19 protein-coding genes and 3 pseudogenes are annotated in these 20,640 nt (G+C 59.5%); 6 read left to right on the top strand and 16 right to left on the bottom strand.

From position 1 onward, the window contains the following. The 10 genes from ACUXVA_RS17735 to ACUXVA_RS17690 form a co-directional block, all read right to left on the bottom strand. Positions 1-1,392 carry an ethanolamine ammonia-lyase subunit EutB gene (locus tag ACUXVA_RS17735; RefSeq protein WP_265079120.1) on the bottom strand — a complete coding sequence of 464 codons (1,392 nt, stop codon included), beginning with the start codon at positions 1,390-1,392 and terminating at the stop codon, positions 1-3. Between the two features lie 9 nt (positions 1,393-1,401). After that, a complete protein-coding gene (gene hisN, locus ACUXVA_RS17730; RefSeq protein ID WP_445493309.1) occupies positions 1,402-2,190 on the bottom strand; it encodes a histidinol-phosphatase in 789 nt (262 codons plus the stop codon). Then, a complete protein-coding gene (locus ACUXVA_RS17725; RefSeq protein WP_265079121.1) occupies positions 2,190-3,125 on the bottom strand; it encodes a phosphotransferase in 936 nt (311 codons plus the stop codon). Before ACUXVA_RS17725 ends, hisN begins: the two co-directional genes overlap by 1 nt. A 14-nt stretch (positions 3,126-3,139) precedes the next feature. Then, complete coding sequence (locus tag ACUXVA_RS17720; RefSeq protein WP_265079122.1) at positions 3,140-4,105, bottom strand: phosphotransferase; 966 nt, start codon at positions 4,103-4,105, stop codon at positions 3,140-3,142. 1 nt (position 4,106) lies between these two features. Further along, the gene (locus ACUXVA_RS17715; RefSeq protein ID WP_265079123.1) at positions 4,107-5,393 is read right to left on the bottom strand and encodes a Zn-dependent hydrolase; all 1,287 of its coding nucleotides are present in this window, start codon (positions 5,391-5,393) and stop codon (positions 4,107-4,109) included. After that, positions 5,386-6,147: a DeoR/GlpR family DNA-binding transcription regulator gene (locus ACUXVA_RS17710; RefSeq protein ID WP_265079124.1), complete on the bottom strand. Its 762-nt coding sequence runs from the start codon at positions 6,145-6,147 to the stop codon at positions 5,386-5,388. Before ACUXVA_RS17710 ends, ACUXVA_RS17715 begins: the two co-directional genes overlap by 8 nt. Positions 6,148-6,205: 58 nt before the next feature. Then, positions 6,206-8,050 carry an ABC transporter ATP-binding protein gene (locus tag ACUXVA_RS17705; protein WP_265083765.1) on the bottom strand — a complete coding sequence of 615 codons (1,845 nt, stop codon included), beginning with the start codon at positions 8,048-8,050 and terminating at the stop codon, positions 6,206-6,208. Next, complete coding sequence (locus ACUXVA_RS17700) at positions 8,050-8,967, bottom strand: ABC transporter permease (RefSeq protein WP_265079125.1); 918 nt, start codon at positions 8,965-8,967, stop codon at positions 8,050-8,052. The genes ACUXVA_RS17705 and ACUXVA_RS17700 overlap by 1 nt, the downstream gene beginning before the upstream one ends. Then, a complete protein-coding gene (locus tag ACUXVA_RS17695) occupies positions 8,967-9,947 on the bottom strand; it encodes an ABC transporter permease (protein ID WP_265079126.1) in 981 nt (326 codons plus the stop codon). Before ACUXVA_RS17695 ends, ACUXVA_RS17700 begins: the two co-directional genes overlap by 1 nt. 69 nt (positions 9,948-10,016) lie before the next feature. Continuing rightward, a complete protein-coding gene (locus ACUXVA_RS17690; RefSeq protein ID WP_265079127.1) occupies positions 10,017-11,600 on the bottom strand; it encodes an ABC transporter substrate-binding protein in 1,584 nt (527 codons plus the stop codon). Positions 11,601-11,850: 250 nt separating this feature from the next. Between ACUXVA_RS17690 and ACUXVA_RS17685 the strand changes: the two are divergent. From ACUXVA_RS17685 to ACUXVA_RS17675, 3 genes and pseudogenes are all read left to right on the top strand, one after another. Beyond that, positions 11,851-12,294: pseudogene (locus tag ACUXVA_RS17685) on the top strand (IS630 family transposase); the annotation flags it as partial. A 92-nt stretch (positions 12,295-12,386) separates the two neighbouring features. Continuing rightward, positions 12,387-13,715 (top strand): substrate-binding periplasmic protein, encoded by a 1,329-nt coding sequence (locus ACUXVA_RS17680; protein WP_445487289.1) that lies wholly within the window; start codon positions 12,387-12,389, stop codon positions 13,713-13,715. Positions 13,716-13,897: 182 nt separating this feature from the next. Next, complete coding sequence (locus ACUXVA_RS17675) at positions 13,898-14,998, top strand: transporter substrate-binding domain-containing protein (protein WP_265079129.1); 1,101 nt, start codon at positions 13,898-13,900, stop codon at positions 14,996-14,998. Positions 14,999-15,026: 28 nt separating this feature from the next. Here ACUXVA_RS17675 and ACUXVA_RS17670 read toward each other — a convergent pair whose 3' ends face one another. The 3 genes and pseudogenes from ACUXVA_RS17670 to ACUXVA_RS17660 all read right to left on the bottom strand — a co-directional run. Beyond that, positions 15,027-15,149 carry a hypothetical protein gene (locus ACUXVA_RS17670; protein ID WP_265079130.1) on the bottom strand — a complete coding sequence of 41 codons (123 nt, stop codon included), beginning with the start codon at positions 15,147-15,149 and terminating at the stop codon, positions 15,027-15,029. A 48-nt stretch (positions 15,150-15,197) separates the two neighbouring features. Beyond that, complete coding sequence (locus tag ACUXVA_RS17665) at positions 15,198-15,404, bottom strand: ParB/Srx family N-terminal domain-containing protein (RefSeq protein ID WP_265079131.1); 207 nt, start codon at positions 15,402-15,404, stop codon at positions 15,198-15,200. A 56-nt stretch (positions 15,405-15,460) separates the two neighbouring features. Further along, positions 15,461-15,664 (bottom strand): annotated as a pseudogene (locus ACUXVA_RS17660) (integrase core domain-containing protein); the annotation flags it as partial. Between the two features lie 133 nt (positions 15,665-15,797). On the opposite strand from ACUXVA_RS17660, the gene ACUXVA_RS17655 reads away from it, so the two are divergent. Together ACUXVA_RS17655 and ACUXVA_RS17650 are read left to right on the top strand one after the other, a co-directional pair. Then, on the top strand, positions 15,798-15,899 hold the full coding sequence (locus tag ACUXVA_RS17655) for an IS3 family transposase (RefSeq protein WP_413776377.1): 102 nt from the start codon (positions 15,798-15,800) through the stop codon (positions 15,897-15,899). Positions 15,900-16,144: 245 nt separating this feature from the next. Beyond that, entirely contained in the window at positions 16,145-17,959 is a 1,815-nt protein-coding gene (locus tag ACUXVA_RS17650) for a putative bifunctional diguanylate cyclase/phosphodiesterase (RefSeq protein WP_445487286.1), read from the top strand. A gap of 255 nt (positions 17,960-18,214) precedes the next feature. Here ACUXVA_RS17650 and ACUXVA_RS17645 read toward each other — a convergent pair. Further along, positions 18,215-18,475 (bottom strand): annotated as a pseudogene (locus tag ACUXVA_RS17645) (head-tail connector protein); the annotation flags it as partial. A gap of 63 nt (positions 18,476-18,538) precedes the next feature. Here ACUXVA_RS17645 and ACUXVA_RS17640 point away from each other — a divergent pair. Further along, positions 18,539-19,306, top strand: a complete 768-nt coding sequence (locus ACUXVA_RS17640) for a S1 family peptidase (protein ID WP_265079132.1) — start codon at positions 18,539-18,541, stop codon at positions 19,304-19,306. 9 nt (positions 19,307-19,315) lie between these two features. On the opposite strand, the gene ACUXVA_RS17635 is transcribed toward ACUXVA_RS17640, so the two are convergent. Together ACUXVA_RS17635 and ACUXVA_RS17630 are read right to left on the bottom strand one after the other, a co-directional pair. Then, positions 19,316-19,687: a DUF2019 domain-containing protein gene (locus ACUXVA_RS17635; RefSeq protein WP_445487283.1), complete on the bottom strand. Its 372-nt coding sequence runs from the start codon at positions 19,685-19,687 to the stop codon at positions 19,316-19,318. Between the two features lie 105 nt (positions 19,688-19,792). After that, on the bottom strand, positions 19,793-20,608 hold the full coding sequence (locus ACUXVA_RS17630) for a hypothetical protein (RefSeq protein ID WP_265079133.1): 816 nt from the start codon (positions 20,606-20,608) through the stop codon (positions 19,793-19,795). Positions 20,609-20,640: the final 32 nt, after the last annotated feature.

The raw sequence follows: 20,640 nt of genomic DNA, 5'->3' as shown, positions 1-20,640 counted from the left end.
TCAGATCCCCAGCAACCTGGTATTCGCCATGTAGTCGGTCAGTTCCGGTGGCGCGTCGAGCAGACGGCCCTTGTCGTCGGTCAGGCCTACCTCGACAAGCCACCGCTCGAACTCCGGCGCTGGCGGACGCTTTAAGGTCTCGCGGCAATAGACCGCGTCGTGATGCGCAAGCGACTGATAGTTCAGCATCACATCGTCGGCGCCGGGCACTGTGATGACGAAATTGACATTGGCGGCACAGAGCAGCGTCAGCAGCACATCCATATCTTCCTGGTCCGCATCCGCATGATTGGTGTAGCAGACGTCGACGCCCATCGGCAGGCCCAGCAGCTTGCCGCAGAAATGATCCTCGAGCCCGGCGCGGATGATCTGCTTTCCATTGAAGAGATATTCCGGGCCGATGAAGCCGACAACAGTGTTGACGAGCAGCGGATCGAATTCGCGCGCGACGGCATAGGCGCGCACCTCCATCGTCTGCTGGTCGACACTGAAATGCGCGTCGGCCGACAGGGCCGCGCCCTGCCCCGTCTCGAAATACATCAGGTTAGCGTCCGCCGGACCGCGTTTGAGGGCGCGAACCGCCTCATGGGCTTCGCGCAACAGTGACAGACTCACGCCGAAGCCGTCGTTCGCCTTTTGCGAACCGGCGACCGATTGAAACACGAGATCCACCGGCGCCTTCACGGCCATTGCCTTCATTGCCGTCGTCACGTGGCCAAGGCAGCAGGTTTGCGTCGGAATTGCCAAGCGCGTGCGCAATTCGTCCAGCAACGCGACGATGCGGACATAGTCATCTACGGTGTCGGTGGCCGGATTGACCCCGATCACGGCATCGCCTGATCCCATCAACAGCCCGTCAAGCGCCGATGCAGCGATGCCGTAGGAGTCATCGACGGGATGGTTGGGCTGATTGCGCGTGGACAGCCGCCCTTTCAACCCGATGGTCGAGCGGAATTTGGTGACGACCTCGCGCTTCGAGGCGACCGAAATCAGATCCTGCAGGCGCATGATCTTGGACACCGCCGCGACCATTTCCGGCGTCAGTCCGGGCGTCAGATCTTCGAGCTGGTGCTGAGCCGTCTCGGGGGCAAGCAACCACTCCCGGAACTCGCCGACGGTGAGCGACGATACGGCCGCGAAGGCTGCCGGATCGTGCCGGTCCTGAATCAGGCGCGACACCTCATCGGTTTCCGACGGGATCAACTCTTCGGTCAGGAATGTCTTGAGCGGCAGATCGGCCAGCGCGATCTGAGCCGCCAGCCGCTCCACCGGCCCGTCCGCGGCAATGCCGGCGAGCTGATCGCCCGATCGCTCGGGCGTCGCCTTGGCCATCAGGTCCTTCAGATCGTCGAAGCAGAAGACGGTGCCTTCGATTGTGGTTTTGTAAGGCATTTTCACTCGTTACCGCTGGATGAAGGCCAGCGCTTCTGCATGCAGCGCGGGCGTGGCACTTGCCAGCACGCGTCCGTCCGAACGGAGCGACAGTGGACGCCCTTCCCAATCGCTGATGCAACCACCAGCGCCCTGCACCACCGGAACCAGCGCCATGTAGTCATACGGGTGCAACCCCGTTTCCAGAACGATGTCGCAATGCCCGGAGGCAAGCAGGCCATAGATGTAACAATCTCCGCCGAAGCGGCGAAGTCTCGCACTCCTCGACAGCCGCTCGAACGTCTCGGCTTCCCCGTCGATGAACATGTCCGGCGACGTGGTGTAGAAGCGCGCATCTGCGACGCGCCCACAGGCGCTCGTCCGTGCTAACGTGCTCTTGTACATGGTGCGGCCCGGCCCGGCACTCCACCGCTCCCCCGTAAAGGGAATATCGATCACTCCGCAGAACGGCTTCTCTTCATAGGAGAGCGCAATCAACGTGCCGAACAGGGGGAAGCCGGTGATAAAACTCTTTGTTCCGTCGATCGGGTCGATGATCCAGTTGAAGGCGCCGCGCGGCTTGCCGCCGGTTTCCTCGCCAATAATGCCGTGATCCGGAAAGCGCTGCTGGATCCTTTCTTTCAGATGCAGTTCCGCCGCGCGATCGGCGACCGTTACCGGACTGTCATCGGGCTTGGAGATGACATCCAGCGGGCTGCGAAAATGCGACAGCAGGAGCGGTCGCACCGAATCCGCGAGTTCGGCGGCAAAAACGAGATAGGCGACGGCCTCGTCTGCTAGGACAGCGTCTTCGAACATCAAAGTGCCTTCAGAAACGATGGCCATCGTGGATCCTGGATGATGGAGCGGGCCCGCATATGCTTCCATATCCCGTACTTGTAGAAATCGAAATCCAGCGTCGAGACCCTGTTCTGCACCATCGCCCAGGTGCTCCATTTGATATCTGCGAGCGCCTTGTGAATCATGAAGCGTGCGTGCAGTTGCCGATCGAAACGGCCAAAATACGCTTCGATGATTTCCTGTTCGATATTCTCCGGGAAGAAGTGCTCGCTGCTCCAGATCGCAAGATCGTAAAGCCGTTCATTGTTGGAGGCATATTCGAAGTCGATGAGCTTCACCGAGCTGTCATCGCCCACCAGGAAGTTTCCTGGCATGGGGTCGTTGAAACACGGAACGAGATCCAGCCCCGACGCCTCCAATGCCGCGCGCGCCTGCCGATACTGCCGATACAGCCAGGCATGATCCTCCGGCCAGTGGCCGCCGAGCGGCCTGACCTGGTCATAGTGCTCGTCGATCATGTCGAACACGGTCTTTGTCAGTGGGAGCGGTTGAGCCTGATGGAAGCGGCGATAGATCTGCACCACGTTGGTGCGAAAACCCTGATCTACGGCATCGCGATGGGTCGATGCGCGGCGATCATCGAGGAATTCCGACACTTCGATATCCAAATGATCGAGATAACCGAAGGTACGCGGCCCGATATCGATCGCCTCCGCCTGCTTGCTCGCTGCCCGCGCGGCATTGCGATCTATGAACATCTCCGTGCCGCGGCCGGGAATCTTGACGAAATAGCCGACCGCATCGCCCTCGACCCTGACGCGGAAATTAGTGTTACTGATGCCACCGGAGACCGGCGCATAGGACAGGCGGCGCCCCTTCCAGGGCGCGACCTGCACGATGGCCGCTTCGAGCGACCGTTCGGCATCCGACGTGCCATTGCCTATGTCCATCATAGTATTCGTCCCGCCTAGAGAGATCGCAGACGCTGCTCGAAACCGGGGTTCCCCAGCAGCATCCGGCAGCGCAGAAAACGCCAGCCCGCATATTTCAGGAATTCGACGCTGCGCAGCGGCGATCGCGCATGCTGCAGCAGGCTGCGCAGTGCCCAGTACAGGTCGTCGGCAGCAGCATAGATCCGGCAACGGCTGAAGGTTGTTTCGCTGAAATGCCCATCATGCATTTCCAGCAGCGGCTTCATCTGGCTCTCGAACTGATAGAGTTCGTTCATCTGAGCGCCAAGCTGATAGTAGGGATCCATATCCGCCGCCATGTCGAAATCCACCAGCATGACCGCCCCTTCCGGTCCGAACATCACGTTGGAGGAATGCGGATCGCCATGCGCGGGCTTGTAGGTGACGCCCGCCGCGGAGATCGCCTCGCGCATCGCCGCCATCCATTCCAGCATCCAGTCTGCGTCCGCGGGCAGGGTCTCACCGCTCTGCGCGACGAGCGTCTTCAGCCCGTCGATGCCGTCGAACACCGACCACGACCGCGCGAACGGCGCGCCCGCCGCTATGGTTTTCTGCATGTCTATCAACCGGCTCACCATCGGCGGCTGCATCAAATCGTCGATCTTGGCCCCACGCCATCCGTTTCCGAGCCGCGCGAACAGCACAGCGCGCTGCTCGGCTGCCCGTCCCACAGGTCGCGGCGAGAACGCGAGATCGTTGAGCCTGCCGGCGGCGGCGAACGAAACATCGTCATCGACCAGCTCAGCCACTTCGTCATTTGCCAGGCGCAGGAAGTAGCTCGGCTCTGCCCCGCCGATCGCAACATCGAACGACTGCGATTCGACGGCCTGGTAGGACGGCGACGCCACCGGCGACGTGCAGGCGGCATAAGTCACCCGCGATGCATCGAGCATCGGCAGGCTCAAGATCGCGCGCTCCGCGCGGTGCTCGGTTGGTGAAGCGGGATTTCCAAGCGCCTTCATATTATGCCCCGTCCGTGTTGCCGAAGCTTTGCAGACCCTTGCAGGCTACCTCGTAGAGCATGTCCGCCAGGACCTGCGTACCGAAGGCTTGATCCGCGGCGCTGGTGAATTCGGTGGGATGATGAATAACGCCATCGCGCGAGCGCACGGCCATCACGATGGACGGGCAGACCGCCGACAGCGCGACCGCATCGTGACCGCCGATCGTATCCAGCGAGCGGGCAGTCTCTCCGTATGTCGCGGCGGCTCGCTCGGCCAGCGCGATCAGTCCCGGATCGAAACGGCCGGCGTTGCGACGATCAATCGCGCGGACTTCGTAGGCGACGCTGGCATTCGCTGCCGCCACCTCGATCCGGACCAGCATCTTGGCTTCGGCCTCGGCAAGAATCTCGGGCGAACCAGAGCGCAGCTCGATGAACAGAACGGCCTCCGAAGGCACGGTGTTCGGTGAATTTGGGAATACTTCGAGCCGCCCAACGGACGTGTGCACATCAAGACCGTGCTCGCGCGAAATCTGCTTGAGGTCGGAGATGAGATAGGCGGCGGCGAGCACGGCGTCCTTGCGTTCCGCCATCGGCGTCGCGCCCGTGTGAGCCTGCCGGCCGAGAAATGCGAGGCGATATTTTGTGGCGCCCCAGAACCGCGTAAAGACGCCGAACTTCTCTCCGGACTGGAATAACGCCTTGTCGCCCTCGATGTGAAGTTCGATCAACGCGCTGGGCACGGCAACCTTGCTCGTGCCCGCATATCCGATCTGCGCGAGCGACTGCCGCACCGAGATCCCCTCGCCATCGACGCGGTCGAGCGCCCAGTCGAGTTCGGCCGCCCCGGCGAACACGCTGCTGCCAAGCAGGCTCGGCTGGAATCGCGCGCCCTCTTCATTGGTCCAGTTCACCACCTGAAAATTGCAGAACGAGGGCTTGTTCTCGGCCTTGAGACGCTGTGACACAGCAAGAACGGCCTCGCAGGCCGATACTACGCCGAGTGCGCCGTCGAACCTACCGCCATTGGGCTGGCTGTCGATATGCGACCCCACCATGACCACCGGGGCGTTGGCGCCAGCCAGCGCCATGCTGCCGAACTGGTTGCCGATCGCGTCGACATCCTGGGTGAAGCCGTGAGCGGCAAACCAGCCCGCAAGCCAATCTCGCGCCTTGCCATCTTCTTTCGACAATGTCAGCCGCGTCATGGCGCCGTCGGGTCCACCGCCGAAGACCGACAGTTCGTCCATCATCGCCTGCAGACGGGCTTCGTCGATCGTTGCGCGATCAGAGAGGGTATCAGGCATAGATGATGTCCACTTTGGATTTCAGGAATTGGCTGGCGAAGTCCTTGGTCAGCGGCGCCCCGGTGACCACGGCGTGCACATCAGGCAAGCCGAATGTGTGGATCGAACCGATGCGCCCGAATTTCGAGCTGTCGGCAACAATGATGGCGCGCTTGGCCTGTGTTCGTGCGATCCTGCGTATGATCGCCTCGTCCTCGCCATAGTCCATGAAGCCGCGCTCGGCATGCACAGCACTAATGGCGATGATCGCGAGATCGAAGAAGTGGTCCTTCATCGCGGCAACCGTTTCCGGCCCGAAGGTCGCCTGATACTCAGGCCGCAGCCGGCCACCGAGCACGCGCACACTGGGCGCCGGCTCCCGGTAGAAGTGGGATGCGACAGCCAGTGAATTGCTCACGATGGTGAGATCCTTGCGTCCCTCGATATAGCGCAAGCAGGCAAGCGCCGTCGTTCCCTCGTCGATGAAGACCTTCATGCCGTGGTCGACCAGCGCCGCGGCGGCTTCGCCGATGCGCGCCTTTTCCTTGGCGCCGACGCGCAGACGTTCCGCAAACGGCTGGTCGCTTTCCTGCCGATCGATGACGGCGCCACCGTAAACCCGGCGCGCAAACCCCTGCGTCTCGAGCTCCCTGAGATCCCGCCTGATCGACTCATGGCTGACGCCGAGCTGATCGACGAGATCCTTGACGTGAACCCGTTGCGTATGACGCAGCATATCGCGGATCAATTCCAGGCGATGCTCCGTGAAACTCATGAACGTTCCTCGACTTCAACGGCTTTTGCAGGCTCTTGGCGCATATTATTATGCATGATCATCCTCGGGAACTGCCGGTGGCCGTCTCGCTGAAACGACCCGTTGCGGCCGGCGGCACCACAAGATGGCACGCGGCAAAATCCTGCCGTTCCCGCACAGTCAGGCTTGGTTGCAACTGGCTGCATTTGTCCATCGCTTGCGGACATCGCGACCTGAAACTGCACCCTTCGGGAATGTTGAGCGGGCTCGGCGGCTCGCCTTCCATCAAGCAATCCTCAGGCCGATAGCGCCGCTGTTCGAGCGTCGGCATCGCGCTGAGAAGCGCCCTCGTATAGGGATGCCCCGGATCGAAGAACAGGCGTTCGTTATCGGCCAGTTCGAACACTTCGCCGAGATACATCACGGCGACGCGGTTGCACGCCTTCCGCACCATCGCGAGGTCGTGCGAGATGTAGATGTAGGTGAGATCGTATTCTTTCTGCAGCTTCTGGAACAGATCCAAGAGCTTGAACTGCTCGGCCTGGTCGAGCGACGACAGGGTTTCGTCCATGATCAGGATCTCGGGCTCCAGAACCAGCGCGCGTGCAACATTGATGCGCTGCCGCTGCCCGGCGCTCAGTCCCAGCGGAAGCTCCTCATAGAGATCGACCGGCAGTCCGACCTCTCCCATCACCTTCAGTACACGCGCTCGAATCTTTGCCTTGTCACGCCATCCGTGCGTTCGCAGCGGATCCTCCAGTATCTTGCCGACCGAGGTGCGAGGCGGCAGCGATCCGAACGGGTCTTGCAGGACCATCTGCAGTTTCCCGCGGAATGCCAGTAGCTGCTTGCCTTTCAGATTTGCGATATCGGCCTCGCTGCACAGAATCTGGCCGGAACTCGGCAGTTCGAGCCGGCACAGCAGCCGCATCAGCGTGGATTTTCCGCAACCGGACTCGCCCACGATGGCAAAGCTGTCGCCGCGCCGGATGTCGAATGTGACATTGCGCACGGCGCGTACCAGATCAACCCCGCCGAAACCGGTCTTCTTGCGCACCTTATAACTTTGCGACGCATCACGCAGGCTGAGCACGACATCCCGGCGATCGTCGGGCGGCGCGGGCACGGGCGCGTCGATCCAGATTTTCGGCGTCTGGCTGACGAGATCGCGCGTATATGAATAGATCGGTTTTGCGATCAGATCCTCGGTGGACTGCTCCTCGACGATCCGGCCCTTATCCATAACCAGGATCCGAGAACATGCTTCCCGTGCGACCGGCAAGGAGGAAGACACAAACAGGACGGCGGTGTCGAAATTAGTCGTCAGCTCCTTCATCAGCCTGATCACCTGCGCGGCCACGGTGACGTCGAGCGGCTGCGTGACGTTGTCCGCGACCAGCAAAGCCGGGTTTGTCACCAGCGCGTCTACGATCAGCGCACGCTGCATCATCCCGCCCGAAAAATGCGACGGATAGTCATGAAAGCGGCTGCGTGCCGAGGGGATGCGGACAGCGTCGAGCAGTTCGACGACCCGATCCTGCGCCTCCCGGCGTGAAACGTTGGGGACGACGGCACGCATCTTCTCCACGATCTGTGCACCCACCGACAGCGTCGGATCCAGCGCGCCCTGCGGGTTCGCACCCACGTAAGAAATTCGCTGGCGCAGCAGCCGCATGTCGGAACCGCGCATGGCGTAGAGGTCACGTCCTTCGAACAGCACCTCGCCGGATTGCTTCGCCAGCGGCGGCTCCAGCCAGTTGACGACGGCCTTCGAGAGCACGGTCTTGCCGGACCCGCTGGCGCCGACCACGCCGACAATTTCGCGTGGCGCGAGGCTCAGTGATACATCGTCGAGAATGATCTTCGAGGTGCTGCGGCCGGCGGTGACCGTCACATTCCTAAGTTCGAGAAGCGGCTCTGTCATCACTCCGAACCTCCATGAATGGTGCTGCGTGCGCGTTCGAGGGAAGCGCCCATCAGATTGATGCTGGTGAGCGTCAGGCCGAGAAAAAGGCCCGGCATGGTGGCGATCCACCAGGCATTGAGCAGATATTTGCGGCCGTCGGCGATGATGTTGCCGAATGTCGGCGTCGGAGGCTGGACGCCAAGGCCGAGAAAGCCAAGCGTCGATTCGAAGATCATCATGCGGGCCACGTCGAGAACCGACGTGAACAGCACCGGCGGCAAGAGAAGCGGCAGCAGCAGCGTCAGGATGATGCGGAGATCCGTTGATCCGCCGATCTTGGCGGCGCGAACATATTCGCGTTGCCGCTCGGTCATGACGATGCTGCGCATGATGCGTGCATAGACCGGCCAGTTGGAGACGCCGAGCACCAGAATGATCGCCGGGATGGTCGGCCGTGACACGCCCAGAACCGCGATGGCGAGTATGATCATGGGAATAGAGAGTTGAGCATCGGTCAGCCGCATGATGACGGCGTCGGTCCGGTTGCCGAAATATCCCGCGATAGTGCCGAGCGCACAGCCTATGATCAGCATCACGGTGACCGACGCGACGCCGATCAGGAACGAATAGCGCAAGCCCACCAGCGAACGAACCAGCATGTCGCGGCCGATTTGGTCCGTTCCGAGCGGATAGGCCCAGCTCCAGTTGTTGCCGATGAACAGCGGCGGCAGCAGCCGTGCCTTGATATTTATCTTGGTGGGGTCGATGCCGCTTAGCTCGGGGTAGAATGCCGCGGCCAGCGCGAGGACGAGAAATATTCCCAGGCCCACGCGAAAGCCGGGCATCGACGCTGCCCTGCCGAAAATTCGGCGAGCAATGGAGCGTTGTGATGTAACGGGCACAATGGGCGCTGCGGTGGCGGGGACGATGGACATCAGTATTCCAGCCTCGGATCCATGGCGGTGGCAACGAGATCGACAATGATATTGATGAGCACGAAGATGGCGCTGGTCACGATCGCGATGCCCTGGATCAGCGGGAAATCACGTTGCAGCACCGCGTTGATCGTCAGCAGGCCGAGACCGGGATAGTCGAAAATGTATTCGACGATGATGACGCCGCCGAGCAGGCTGGAGAACTGGATTCCCAGCAGGTTGAGCAGCGGCACCGACGCGTTGCGCAGCACATGGTTGGCGATGATGCGGCTGCGGCTGAGGCCGCGCACATAACCGACCGCCACATAGGGCTCGGTCATTTGCGCCGACACCGAACTCACCAGCGTTCTGATCAGCACCGGGGACAATTCCACAGCAAGCACGATGGCCGGCAGGATCGTATAGGCGAAGCCGCGATAGCCGATCGCCGGCAACCAACCGAGCTTGACGGAGAACAGCAGCGCCAGAACGATGCCCAGCCAGAAATTCGGCAGTGAAACGAAGACGGACGACACGTAGAATGCGAGCTTGTCCGGCCATCGCCCGATGGCGAGGCCGCCGGCGATCCCCACGATCCCCGAAAACACCAGCGCGATCACCAGAGTCACCGCAGCGAGCTGCAGTGTCATGGGCAGAACTTCCATAATGAGACCGAGAACAGAAGCCCGCTCGCCACGCGTCGTGTCGTTGAAGCTCGCTCCACCGGTCGAGGCTCCGTTCGCGGGCCGCACGAAGGACTGGCCGAGATCGCCGCGGACGACGCCATACATGTAGCGGCCGAACTGCACCAGAATCGGATCGCGCAAACCCATATCGGTTGCGATCTTCTCGATCAGCGCTTCGGGCGCCATGCCTCCCGCCATCAGCCGTACGGGATCGCCCGGCACGACCCTCAGCAATGTGAAGATCAGCAGCGAGACGAGCAAGATGATGACGACTCCCTGAGCAAGGCGCCGTATGAGAAAATTCAGAACGAACATTCCGAAGCTCCGTGGAGAACAAGCGTCTCCACGCACCGCATCATTGCGGCGCGCGGAGATCGCGCTCGATTAGGCAGCGGGCTTGGATGCGTCCATCGATCCATCCGGATAAATGTACAGGCCTTCGAAGTCTTTCTGCATCGCGTGGATCATCACCGACGTGAACAGCGAGAGCGCCGGCATTTTCGAGGCGAGCAAGGGCATCGTCTCGGTTTGCAGGATCTTCTTGCGCTCTTCGAGAGTCGTCGCGCTGCGTTCCTTGTCGAGGCTTGCATCGATGGCAGGATCCTCGATGCCGCAGATGCGGTGCGACGACGAATGGAAGTGGGTGCGCAGGACCAGATCGGGCTCGGGCGAGCCAGTCGACCAGCCGCAATCCACCATATGGCCGGGACCGCCGCCCGGACGATGATAGAGCCGTTCGTTCCAGGCGGCGGGCTCGAGCACCGTGAGGCTGACATTGAAGCCCTGCTCGTTGAGCATCGCGGTGATTACCTCGCCATATTCCTTGGTCTTCGGATAGAAACCGACCGATGTGATATATTCGAGCACCGGCAACCCCTTGCCGTTCGGGAAGCCTGCCTCCGCAAGCAACGCCTGGGATTTCTTCGGATCAAATTTCGGATAGTTTTCGAGATCGACGTAGCCGAACTTCACGGGCGACACGAAGTTCGACGATGCATGGCCGGCCGATCCCAGCACTTCGAGAATGAGGTCGCGGTTGATGGCGTGACAGGCAGCGAGGCGGATGCGCGGATCGTTGAACGGCGGCTTCGAGCAGCGGAACCACAGATACTTGTTCTCGACCGACACCACGCGATTGATGCGGATATTGGCATTGCCCTTGGCCGCATCGATCTGCTCGGGCTCGAGGCGCTCGACGATCGAGGCCTGGCCGTTCATCAGCGAGAGCATCCGTGTGGTGGAATCGCCAGTGAAAGTGAAGTTGATGCCGGCAATGGCAGGCTTGCCTTTGAAATAGCCGTCATATGCCTTCATTACGGTGTCGTTGCCGCGCTGTTCGACGAATCGGAACGGTCCGGTGCCGTTAAGCCGCTGGGACAGCACGCCGCCGGAGCCGGCCGCGATGTCCTTTGCCGACATGATCGGCAGGAACGCCGCCAGGAACATGAAGAGATGCGCGGGATAGCCGCCCTTCGACGTATCGACGATCACTGTGTAGTCGTCCGGCGTCTCGATCTTCAACGTTTCTGTGGGGCCGGGATACCACTGCGCCGGGCGATCCGCGCGCGAGCCATATTCGAATGTGGCCTTAACGTCTTCCGCCTTGAACGGCTTGCCGTCATGGAAAGTCACGCCCTGACGCAGCTTGATCTGCAGGCGATTGGGATCGAGCAGCTTGATGTCGGTCGCGAGCTCGTAGATCACCTCGCCGGGATTATCGAGCTTCATTGGCGTGCGGGTGAGAAAGCCCATCACGAAGCCTTCGATGTTCTTCTGCGACAGCGTCGTGTGCGCGGTCGGATCCCAATTGCCCGTGATGTTTTCGGCCGACAGAAAGCTCATGGTCTTGCCGGCTTGGGCATGAGCCCTTGAGATGAAGAAGCCCGGATCGATCTGTGCATAGCCAGTGGCAACCGCAGCGCCGGCAGCTCCCTTCAGAAAGTAGCGACGGTCAAACTGTGTAGGCATAGCCATCTCCTGTTTCCCAACCGGACAATCGGTCAAAACGGTCATGCAGGAGACGTGCCAGCTTCTAAAGCAGCGAAAAGCAGTGTTTTACTTTGTGTTTTTTGACCGATTTTCCATGCCGTAAGGGGTAGCGGCGCTGTTCGCCCGATTATCGAATAAGCGAACGGCTATCTCTTAGGCATCGGTAACGATCTATCAGCGGTACGATTAAACCAACGGCTCATGTCGCAGTCAGCGACATGAGCCAACGGAAGGCCGTCCCGACGTTGTCCGCCGTCGCGCACAATGGCGCAAATACCGCAGCCACATCGATCCGGCCCGGCTGGTCTTCATCGATGAGACCTGGACCAAAACCGACATGGCGCCGCTGCGGGGATGGGCGCCGCGCGGGCAGCGGATCAAAGCCCACGTGCCGCATGGCCACTGGCAGACCATGACCTTCCTCGCGGCGTTGCGCCACGATCGCGTCACCGTCCCGTAGCTGCTCGACGGGCCCATCAATGGCGACAGATTCCGCGTCTACGTCGAGAGCGTTCTTGTCCCCACGCTGCGGCCGGGCGACATCGTCATCATGGACAATTTCGGCTCGCACAAGAGCCGCGCCGTGCGCCATGCCATCCGCGCAGCCGGCGCTCGCCTGTTCTTCCTACCGAAATACTCTCCGGACCTGAACCCCATCGAGCAGTTCTTCGCGAATGAAGGCGCGGCCTTGCTCCAGATCAATGCGAGTAGTTGTGCTCGCTGCATGCTGGGCTTCTTTGCCTACCTAACAGAATAGAACGGCCAATGGATTTGAACGGACTATTGCCCGGAAAGGGATTCGACCCGCGACAAGTCGTCGTGTTTCGAATCTCTATCGTCGTGAGCAACTGGGTTGAACTGCTATTGGGTCGCCCTGTTTTGCAAGGACCTGTTTGTCTAAACGACCATCTAAGCAATTTAAGGGGGACGAAAAATAGTGCTCACCTTGCATGCGGCTCGCCGCTGTTTCGTTGGATTCAGTTATTATTGATGGTTGTATTTATTCTTTTTATCTCAATTTGCCATCTTGTAGCAGCGGAGCATACTCTGCGAGTAGGAGTTGTAGGCGGGGCGGCTCCTTGTACTTATCTAAGTCATTCCGAATGGCGTGGCATTGCCATAGATCTATGGCGCCTAATAGCTGATCATGAAAAGCTTCCCTACACGGTATCTGAGTGGTCGTCGGTAAATACGATGCTGGAAGCGACCCGCAGTGACGATCTTGATGTTGCGGTTGGCTGCTTAAGTATTTCACCCGATCGCTTCAGGCAGTTTCAATTTACAATTCCTTATCAAGAGGATGGCCAAGCGGTTATGGTGGAAATAAGCCGTTTGCGCTACGGTCGCGCGTTTATAAAAAGCCTTGCATCCCCCGCATTAGCTTTGCTTCTTGGAACGTTTATTAGCCTAGTTATGCTGATGTGTTTTTGGGTATGGATAATAGAGAGGTACGTATCAGCACCGAGCACCCAGCGAATCGGGAGAGTTCGGAGTTTTGCAAAGCTTTTTTTGAATCTATTCACTGGGGTTGGAAGTGATAAGGTCGTTGAGAGCGTCGGTGGGATTTTTGTTGTAAGCGTAGCTTTTATAGGCCGAACGGTTTTCACGTCGCTACTCGTTGGATACTTGGCGGTTAGTGCCGTGAGTGAAGCGACAAGTACGGTTGGAGGGAATCTGAACCGTCTTGAGGACCTCGTCGGTCTTCGGGTTGGTGTGCTTTCCGGAACTGTGAGTGAGGCGTTATTAGAGGAGCTAAATTCAAATTCTAGCGATAAAAAAGCAGCCGCCATAAAATTAAACGATATCGATTCGGCGCTGGAGTTTCTAGCAAAGGAAAACATTGATGCTGTCCTTGCGGATGAAAATCAGCTCAAATATCTGGCCGCCAGGGCGAATGCGAGATGGGCCGTTGTTTCGATTCCAATTAGGCGAATTCGTCCGGAGCTGCAGGCATTTGCAGTCTCTCCGACGCTTTCAGCTGAAACAGTTTCGTCCATAAATCATGCGATTGTTTTACTTAAACGCAATGGTGCTATCTCTTCAATAATACAGGAAATCCTTGAAGGGGCTCCAGGGGGAATGTTCCGGAAATGATGACAGAGCGCGTTGGGTTCGTTTGCACCTGCTTTCTCAATAATATGATTTGAAAATGGGTGGGCATCTTGCGTGACGCGTCGGTGGCGCAAGATAAAGCGACGCTTGCGCGAGGGATATTGAGCACTGCGGACCTCGTGTCATTGTTTTGTCTGCGTTAGTTGAATCTCGGGAATGCATCCATGATCTTCAGTCGGCTGACGTTCATGCTATTGCTTGCGGTATTCGCCGTTCCGGTGCCCTCCGCGGAAGCTCAGACGCCGGTGGCGCAATCCCCGGTCAAAGTTTCCACGCGCGTCGTCCGGCCTTTTATCATGCGGGATGAGCGCGGCAATCTCACGGGATTCAGCGCCGATCTCTGGAATGCGATCGCGAGGGACATAGGGGCGACGACCGAGTTCGTCGTCACCGACAGTGTGCAGGGGATTTTGTCCGATGTCGCGTCGGGAAAGGCGGACCTCGGCATCGCCGCGATCTCGATTACGGCGGAACGTGAGAAGACGTTCGATTTTTCACAACCTATGTTCAACAGCGGCCTCCGTGTCGCCGTTGCGTCGCAGCCGATGCTGGCGGCCCGGGCGCTCGACAATCTCCTCTCCTTTATTGGGTCCGAGGCCTTTCTCGAGCTCATCGCTGTGATTTTGGTGCTGGTGCTCATACCCGTGCCGTTCCTCTGGTTATCCGAGCGCAAAGCAGCGACAGGCCTGCTGCAGGCCAAGACGACGGTCGGTCAGTTTGGAGAGGCTCTGTGGTGGTCGATCAGTGCGCTCAGCGGTCAGGCTCAGGACATGCCGAGCAGGCTCGTTGGCCGTATCGTGGCGATGCCCTATCTCTTGTTCGCAGTGTTGTTCGCGTCCTATTTCACCGCGACCGTGACCACACGAATGACAATCACGCAAATCGAACACAGCACCACAGGGCCGAACGATCTTGGCGGCCGGTGGATTGCGACCGTCAGCGGCAGCACGGCAGCCACGTGGTTGAAATCCCAACGTATAGCGGCGACCGAATATTCCGATGTGGATGTTGCCCTAGATGCTGTGGAGACGGGCAAGGCGGATGCGATTGTTTACGATGAACCGGTGTTGGCCTATTTTGCTGCCGGAACGAGAAAAGGGCGCGTTCGCCTTTCCGGTCCGGTATTCCAGTCGCAGCACTATGGCATTGCTTTCCTGCCGGCCTCTTCGCGGCGCCGCGCCATCGACCAGGCGCTGCTGAATCTGAAGGAAACCGGTGAATATCAGCGCATTCAGGCAAAGTGGTTTGGCGATGCCGCGCGATAGCAATAGCCTGTCGCGACTGCCTACGGATTCACTTTGAGCGCGGCTCCATGTGAAAGAAGCCTGGAAGGTCCTCGGCTTCTGCCAGACGCGCGAGCGTTTTCGCCAGATCGACTGCGCGATCGAACTGCAGCTCGATCAGCCGGCGGCTCATGAACGTACGGAAATAATCGCCCCAGATGAATTCCTGGAACGGCGTATCCTAGTCCGCAAATGCGCCGCCACGCACCCGCCGAGCCAGCGAGCGCCAGACGTTGTCGCTGAGCTCGCCGACGTGATGGGGAATGGCGGCGAAAGGCCTGCGGTTGCCGTCGGCGTCAATCGGCCAGCAATAGCTATTCTTTTCCATCTTGCGCCAGAACGGCCGCTCCCCCAGATCCGACCAGTCCGCGATCCTGTCGCCGAGCACATGAAGTGCTCCCCCAAAACTAGGCCAGCCGGAGCTGGAGTTTTCCGGGGTTAGGCTCATGCCGGCGGGGGCGCCGATGAGCCATTCAACAGCGATATCGGCGCCTTGTTACCGATCGCGCTATGTGGCCGGACTTCGTTGTAGTCTCTACGCCAATCCTCCATTTTCTGCCGTGCGTCGTCAAGGCTCAGGAACCAGTGCGTGTTCAGGCATTCGCTTCTGAACTTGCCGTTGAAGGATTCGATGAAGCTGTTATCCGTTCATTCACCATCGTCGGTGGCTTCATCTATGTCGCCATCATTCTTGATGCCTGGTCCCGGCGCGCGATAGCGCTACCCAATGGCGTTCTAGAGGTTCGCTGACGTCGTCGAAACTCTTTCCCAATTCTTCGACGTGGCCTACAATACCCGAAGGCTCCACTCGGCCCTCAGTTATATCAGCCCTGTACAGTTCGAGAATCAACACACCCGGCAGACGGTCAATCCAGAGGTCTGATCCCGTCTACTCTGAGGGGCCCACTCCATCCTTAATTTTTAGGTAATCATTTACGCTAATCGGCTCTCAATCAAAGCACCTTATGGTTTGTGAGGGAAACTGGTATGCGGCGCTCGCGAGGATTCAAACCACGGCCAATTGAAGCTAGCTTTATAGCTAGCGTGCCGTCGTGGACGGGTCCGATACTATCGCTGGTTCTTAGCGGCTTTCTGCTCATAGCGGCGATAGCGTTGGGCACTGTGCTGATGACCGACAGTTCAGCTCTCGTTGAATGGCGAGATCAAACGAAGCTCATGGCCGGCGTGACCATACTTACAGCTCTTGTTGTCGCGCTCACGCTGTTTCTAATTTTGAGGCAATTGGCGCGACGACATCAAGTGGCCAAGCAACAGCTCGAAACAGCTCTCAACAATATTACACAGGGTCTGATGCTATATGATTCCTCTTCGAGGGTCGTACTCTTCAATCGGCGCTATATCGAAATGTATGGCCTCTCATTAGAGGTAATTCGGCCCGGGCGCCTCTTCCGAGACGTTATGAAACATCGAAAAGAGACGGGCTCGTTCGAGGGCAATCCAGATGAGTTTTGCGATGCTGTTCTGAAAAACGTTGGTGAGAAACGGCTAACCCACACAATTTTGACTACCAAATCTGGTCGCTCAGTTCAGATTGTCAACCAACCTCTACCTTCTGGGGGGTGGGTCGCGACACACGAGGACATTACAGAGCTAAAACGCTCTGAACAGCGGATCGAACATCTTGCGCACTACGATTCGCTTACAGAACTTCCTAACCGCGCTCTTTTCCGAGAGCGATTAGAGTTGGAGCTCAAACGGATAGAACATGGCGGTCTGTTCGCGCTTCTCTACATCGATATTGATCAATTTAAGGAGATCAACGATTCATTAGGTCATTCCGTAGGTGATGAGTTTTTGAGATTGCTGGCGCAACGTTTGAAAGCTTGCACTAGAGAGATTGATTTCGTTGCCCGCCTTGGCGGCGACGAATTTGCGATCATCCAGAGATCTGTGTCCGATCCCGCCGATGTTGAGGATCTCGTAAAAAGGATGTACCTCTCGATCAGAGATCCGTTTAATTGCGGAGTCCACCAGATCTCGGTTGATGCCAGCGTTGGCATCGCCATGGCTCCCGCAAATGGGATCGAAATTGACCAACTGATAAAGAATGCAGATTTGGCGATGTATGAAGCAAAGTCTTCGGGACGTCGGATGTATCGCTTTTTTGAACCTCAGATGGACGCGAAGGCGAGAGCGCACCGCGAACTAGAGATCGATTTGCGCGAAGCGATTCGTGACGTTGCATTCGATCTGTATTACCAGCCGGTAGTTGATATACTTAGCAATGAAATATGTGGATGCGAGGCCCTTCTTCGCTGGAATCATCCGGTCAAGGGCGTTATTTCTCCAGCCGATTTTATTCCAGTAGCCGAGGATACGGGCCTAATCACTGAGTTAGGCGAGTGGGTGCTGCTGACCGCCTGTACGGAAGCCTCCACATGGCCTAAGCATATCAAAATCGCAGTCAACGTGTCGCCGGTACAGTTCAAGTCTCAGAGCTTGTCATTGCGCGTTATGAATGCATTGGCGGTGTCCGGCCTGTCAGCAGCCCGCCTCGAGCTGGAGATCACGGAGGCCGTGCTGATCCGCGACGACGAAGCGGCGCTGGCGACTCTGCATCGGCTGCGAGCCATCGGGGTGCGCATCGCGCTGGACGACTTCGGCATCGGATATTCGAGCCTGAGCTATTTGCGGCGCTTCCCATTCGACAAGATTAAGATCGACCGAACCTTCATCGCCGATCTGCCGGAGAGGGGGAGCTCGTCGATTGTTCAGGCCGTAGTGACAATTGCCAATGCGCGCAACATGGTCACTACCGCGGAAGGCGTGGAAACCAAGCAGCAGCTCGATCAGCTGCGGGCGCTGGGCTGCACCCAGATGCAGGGATGGCTGTTCAGCGCAGCTCGGCCGGCGTCCGAAGTGCGGCTCATGTTTCGTATGGCGGGCGGCGGGATGGTGCCATCAAGCTGGAATGTCTCTTGATGGAATTTTCACCCGCGATCGTCGAGGCCCGCTGGCAGACATGCATGAGCATGGAAGATGCCGACGATCTGACGGATCTACTAAACAGGCTAGATCGCGAGGCCAAAGCCGCCGCGAAGCACTAAGTCGATTCGGTCAGATGTCGTAGGAACTCACTTAGGTGAGGTTCCCGCTAACCAATCATTTACGATAAACGCGCATTCCCGCCGACGCTAACAGCGCTCCGACCTGAGCACGGTAGCTCCGAAGCTTCACGAACACCCGCGCCGCGATGACGCTGCGCAGCGGCCCGATCCGCGGCGTGATGCGGCCATCTTTCGGCCAGCGGTCGAGCACGATGCGCCACGTCTGCGAGAGGAGCGCGCGCCGTGTCAGCGCCTCGATCTGGCCGCGCGCCGCGGCAATCAATGCTGCGATCAGCGCGTCGTCGTCATCATGCACAATGCGCAAAAACGCCTTGGCCTCAGGCAGCAACAACGGCTCGGCGGCCGGGCCGGCCAGCAAAATGGCGGACATCGGGGAACTCCATGGTTGCGGGGCTGGTTGACATGGCGGGCGCGCGCGGGCTCACATCGCGCCATGAAGCTCAATCGCAGTCACGTCATCGCCGCCGCGCTGTTAGCAATCGTCACATCGCCCGCGCACGCCATGGTCGGTGGCGCGGCGGAGAGCCGCGACGGCATCGGCCGCGCGGTGCTCGCCATCGTCGGGTCCGGCGGCAATTTCTGTTCCGGCGCACTGATCGCGCCGCGGCTGGTGCTGTCGGCGGCGCATTGCGTGCGCCCCGGCGCGACCTACAAGATCGTGCGCTACGACGCGCAGCGTCAGCCGGAACTGGTCGACACCGTGCGCGTCACCGCGCATCCGCGCTTCAACATGCAGGGCATCGCCAGCCATCGCGCCAGCGCCGACGTGGCGCTGCTGCTGCTGGCCGCGCCGTTGCCGGGCCACGTGCCGGCGCCGCTCGGCGTGCCGCGCGAGCCGCTCAATGCCGGCGACAGCTTCACCGTGGCCGGCATCGGCGTCGCCACGCGCGGCGACGGCCGCACCGGCGGCACCGTGCGCGTCGCGTCGCTGGTCGCGGCCGGCCATCCCGGCCGTCTGCAGATCCGCCTGGTCGATCCCGCCACCAACAACACCGCGCCCGGCCTCGGTGCCTGCACCGGCGATTCCGGCGGACCGGCGTTCGAGGATCAGGACGGCCGCGCCACCATCGTCGGCGTGATCTCATGGTCCACCGCCGCCAACAATGCCAGCGGCTGCGGCGGCCTCACCGGCGTGACGCCGCTGACTTTGTACCGCGACTGGATCGCGCAGACCGCGAAGGCCTGGGGCGTGGCGATGTGACGGTGACGCTCAGCTCGGCTTGAAGGTTCCATCGTCAAGCAGCACGAGACACATGCCTGCGTCGCCGGCCTGAGGAAACCACTGCGACTCGGCAATCTCCTGAATCTGCATGCGAGCCTCAGCGGGGGAAACCGCCAGGGTATGTTTCGCTGCTTTCAAGCGAACCTGCATGTTGGGAGATTGATACAGGGACATGAGCGCACGCCGCTGGTCGCCTTCACGTGACTTAAGTTCGTTCGAAACTTCCTCCATCACACCGAACAGCCGATTGAATTTGGCAATCTCGCCACCCAAAAGTGCCTCGTCCTGCGCCACTGCGATCTGCGCAAAGCGCGCTACGAGCTCGGACGTAGTCATCTTATCGAGGCTAATTCTCTTCATGGCTTCAACACCCCGAACTTGACCAGCGCATAGAGCCCAATTCGTCGTCGCTCTTCCGGGCCTTGGTTGCTTAAGTATTCTCGGGGGGACAAACCTTTGAATTCGTCACTCCGCGTCATATACCAGCCCGTAATTTGATAATGCTTCAGTCGGGGAATGGACAAGATTGGACGGATCGTCGATTTCGCTGCGCGTCAGACCCCAATATTCGGCGGCAGTCTGCTCGATGATGTGATGGTCATCGTAGCCGGGACGACGTTTGCCGACACCGTCCATCAGCTCCTGAAGTGACTTGGGCAGGTCCTGGTTGCTCCGGATGACATCCTGATAGTCCTGCAGCCAGTCGACGCCTCTCACAATGCCGAGGAAAACATCTGCCAAAATTCCCGCGGTCCTTGCGAGAAAATTCGACACGGCGCGCACAACACCTATTCTCTTCGAGCTGCGCGAAGAACGCTTTGCAGGGATTTTCGGCGGTGAATCATCAGGACCGCCCTGGATGTCGCCGATGCTTCCGATCAGGCTGTCGAGATCCGACCAAAAGCCCGTCCAGAAATCCGGACCGGATGAGGGCGTGGAGTCGGCAACGACATCGATGGTCGGGAGCATCTCTCCGACGTCGCCACCCGTTGCGGCCTCGCCGTCACCGTTCAGTGTCACTGACGACGACAGGTCGCTCGCAGAAGATGCAGGCCTGCCGTCACCCGCCCTCCTGCCAAAAGTGAATCGGCCCCCGCCTGTGTTTCCCCCGGGTAACCTTGGCTGCCCGGGATACTTGCGCTCCAGCGCCGGATAGACGCTCGCCGGATCCGTCCCCGGCTTGAGAAATCGCGCGGCGTCGGGGCACAGGTAGCGCGCGGCGTCGGGCCGCATGAAACGCTGCTGCCGGTGGCGCAGCCAGGCATCCTCATGGTGGGCCATGCGACGGTCCCAATGATTGTTGATTGAAGGGT

The sequence above is a fragment of the Rhodopseudomonas sp. RCAM05734 genome (assembly GCF_052658035.1).
This window is presented reverse-complemented; position numbering and strand designations above follow the sequence as displayed.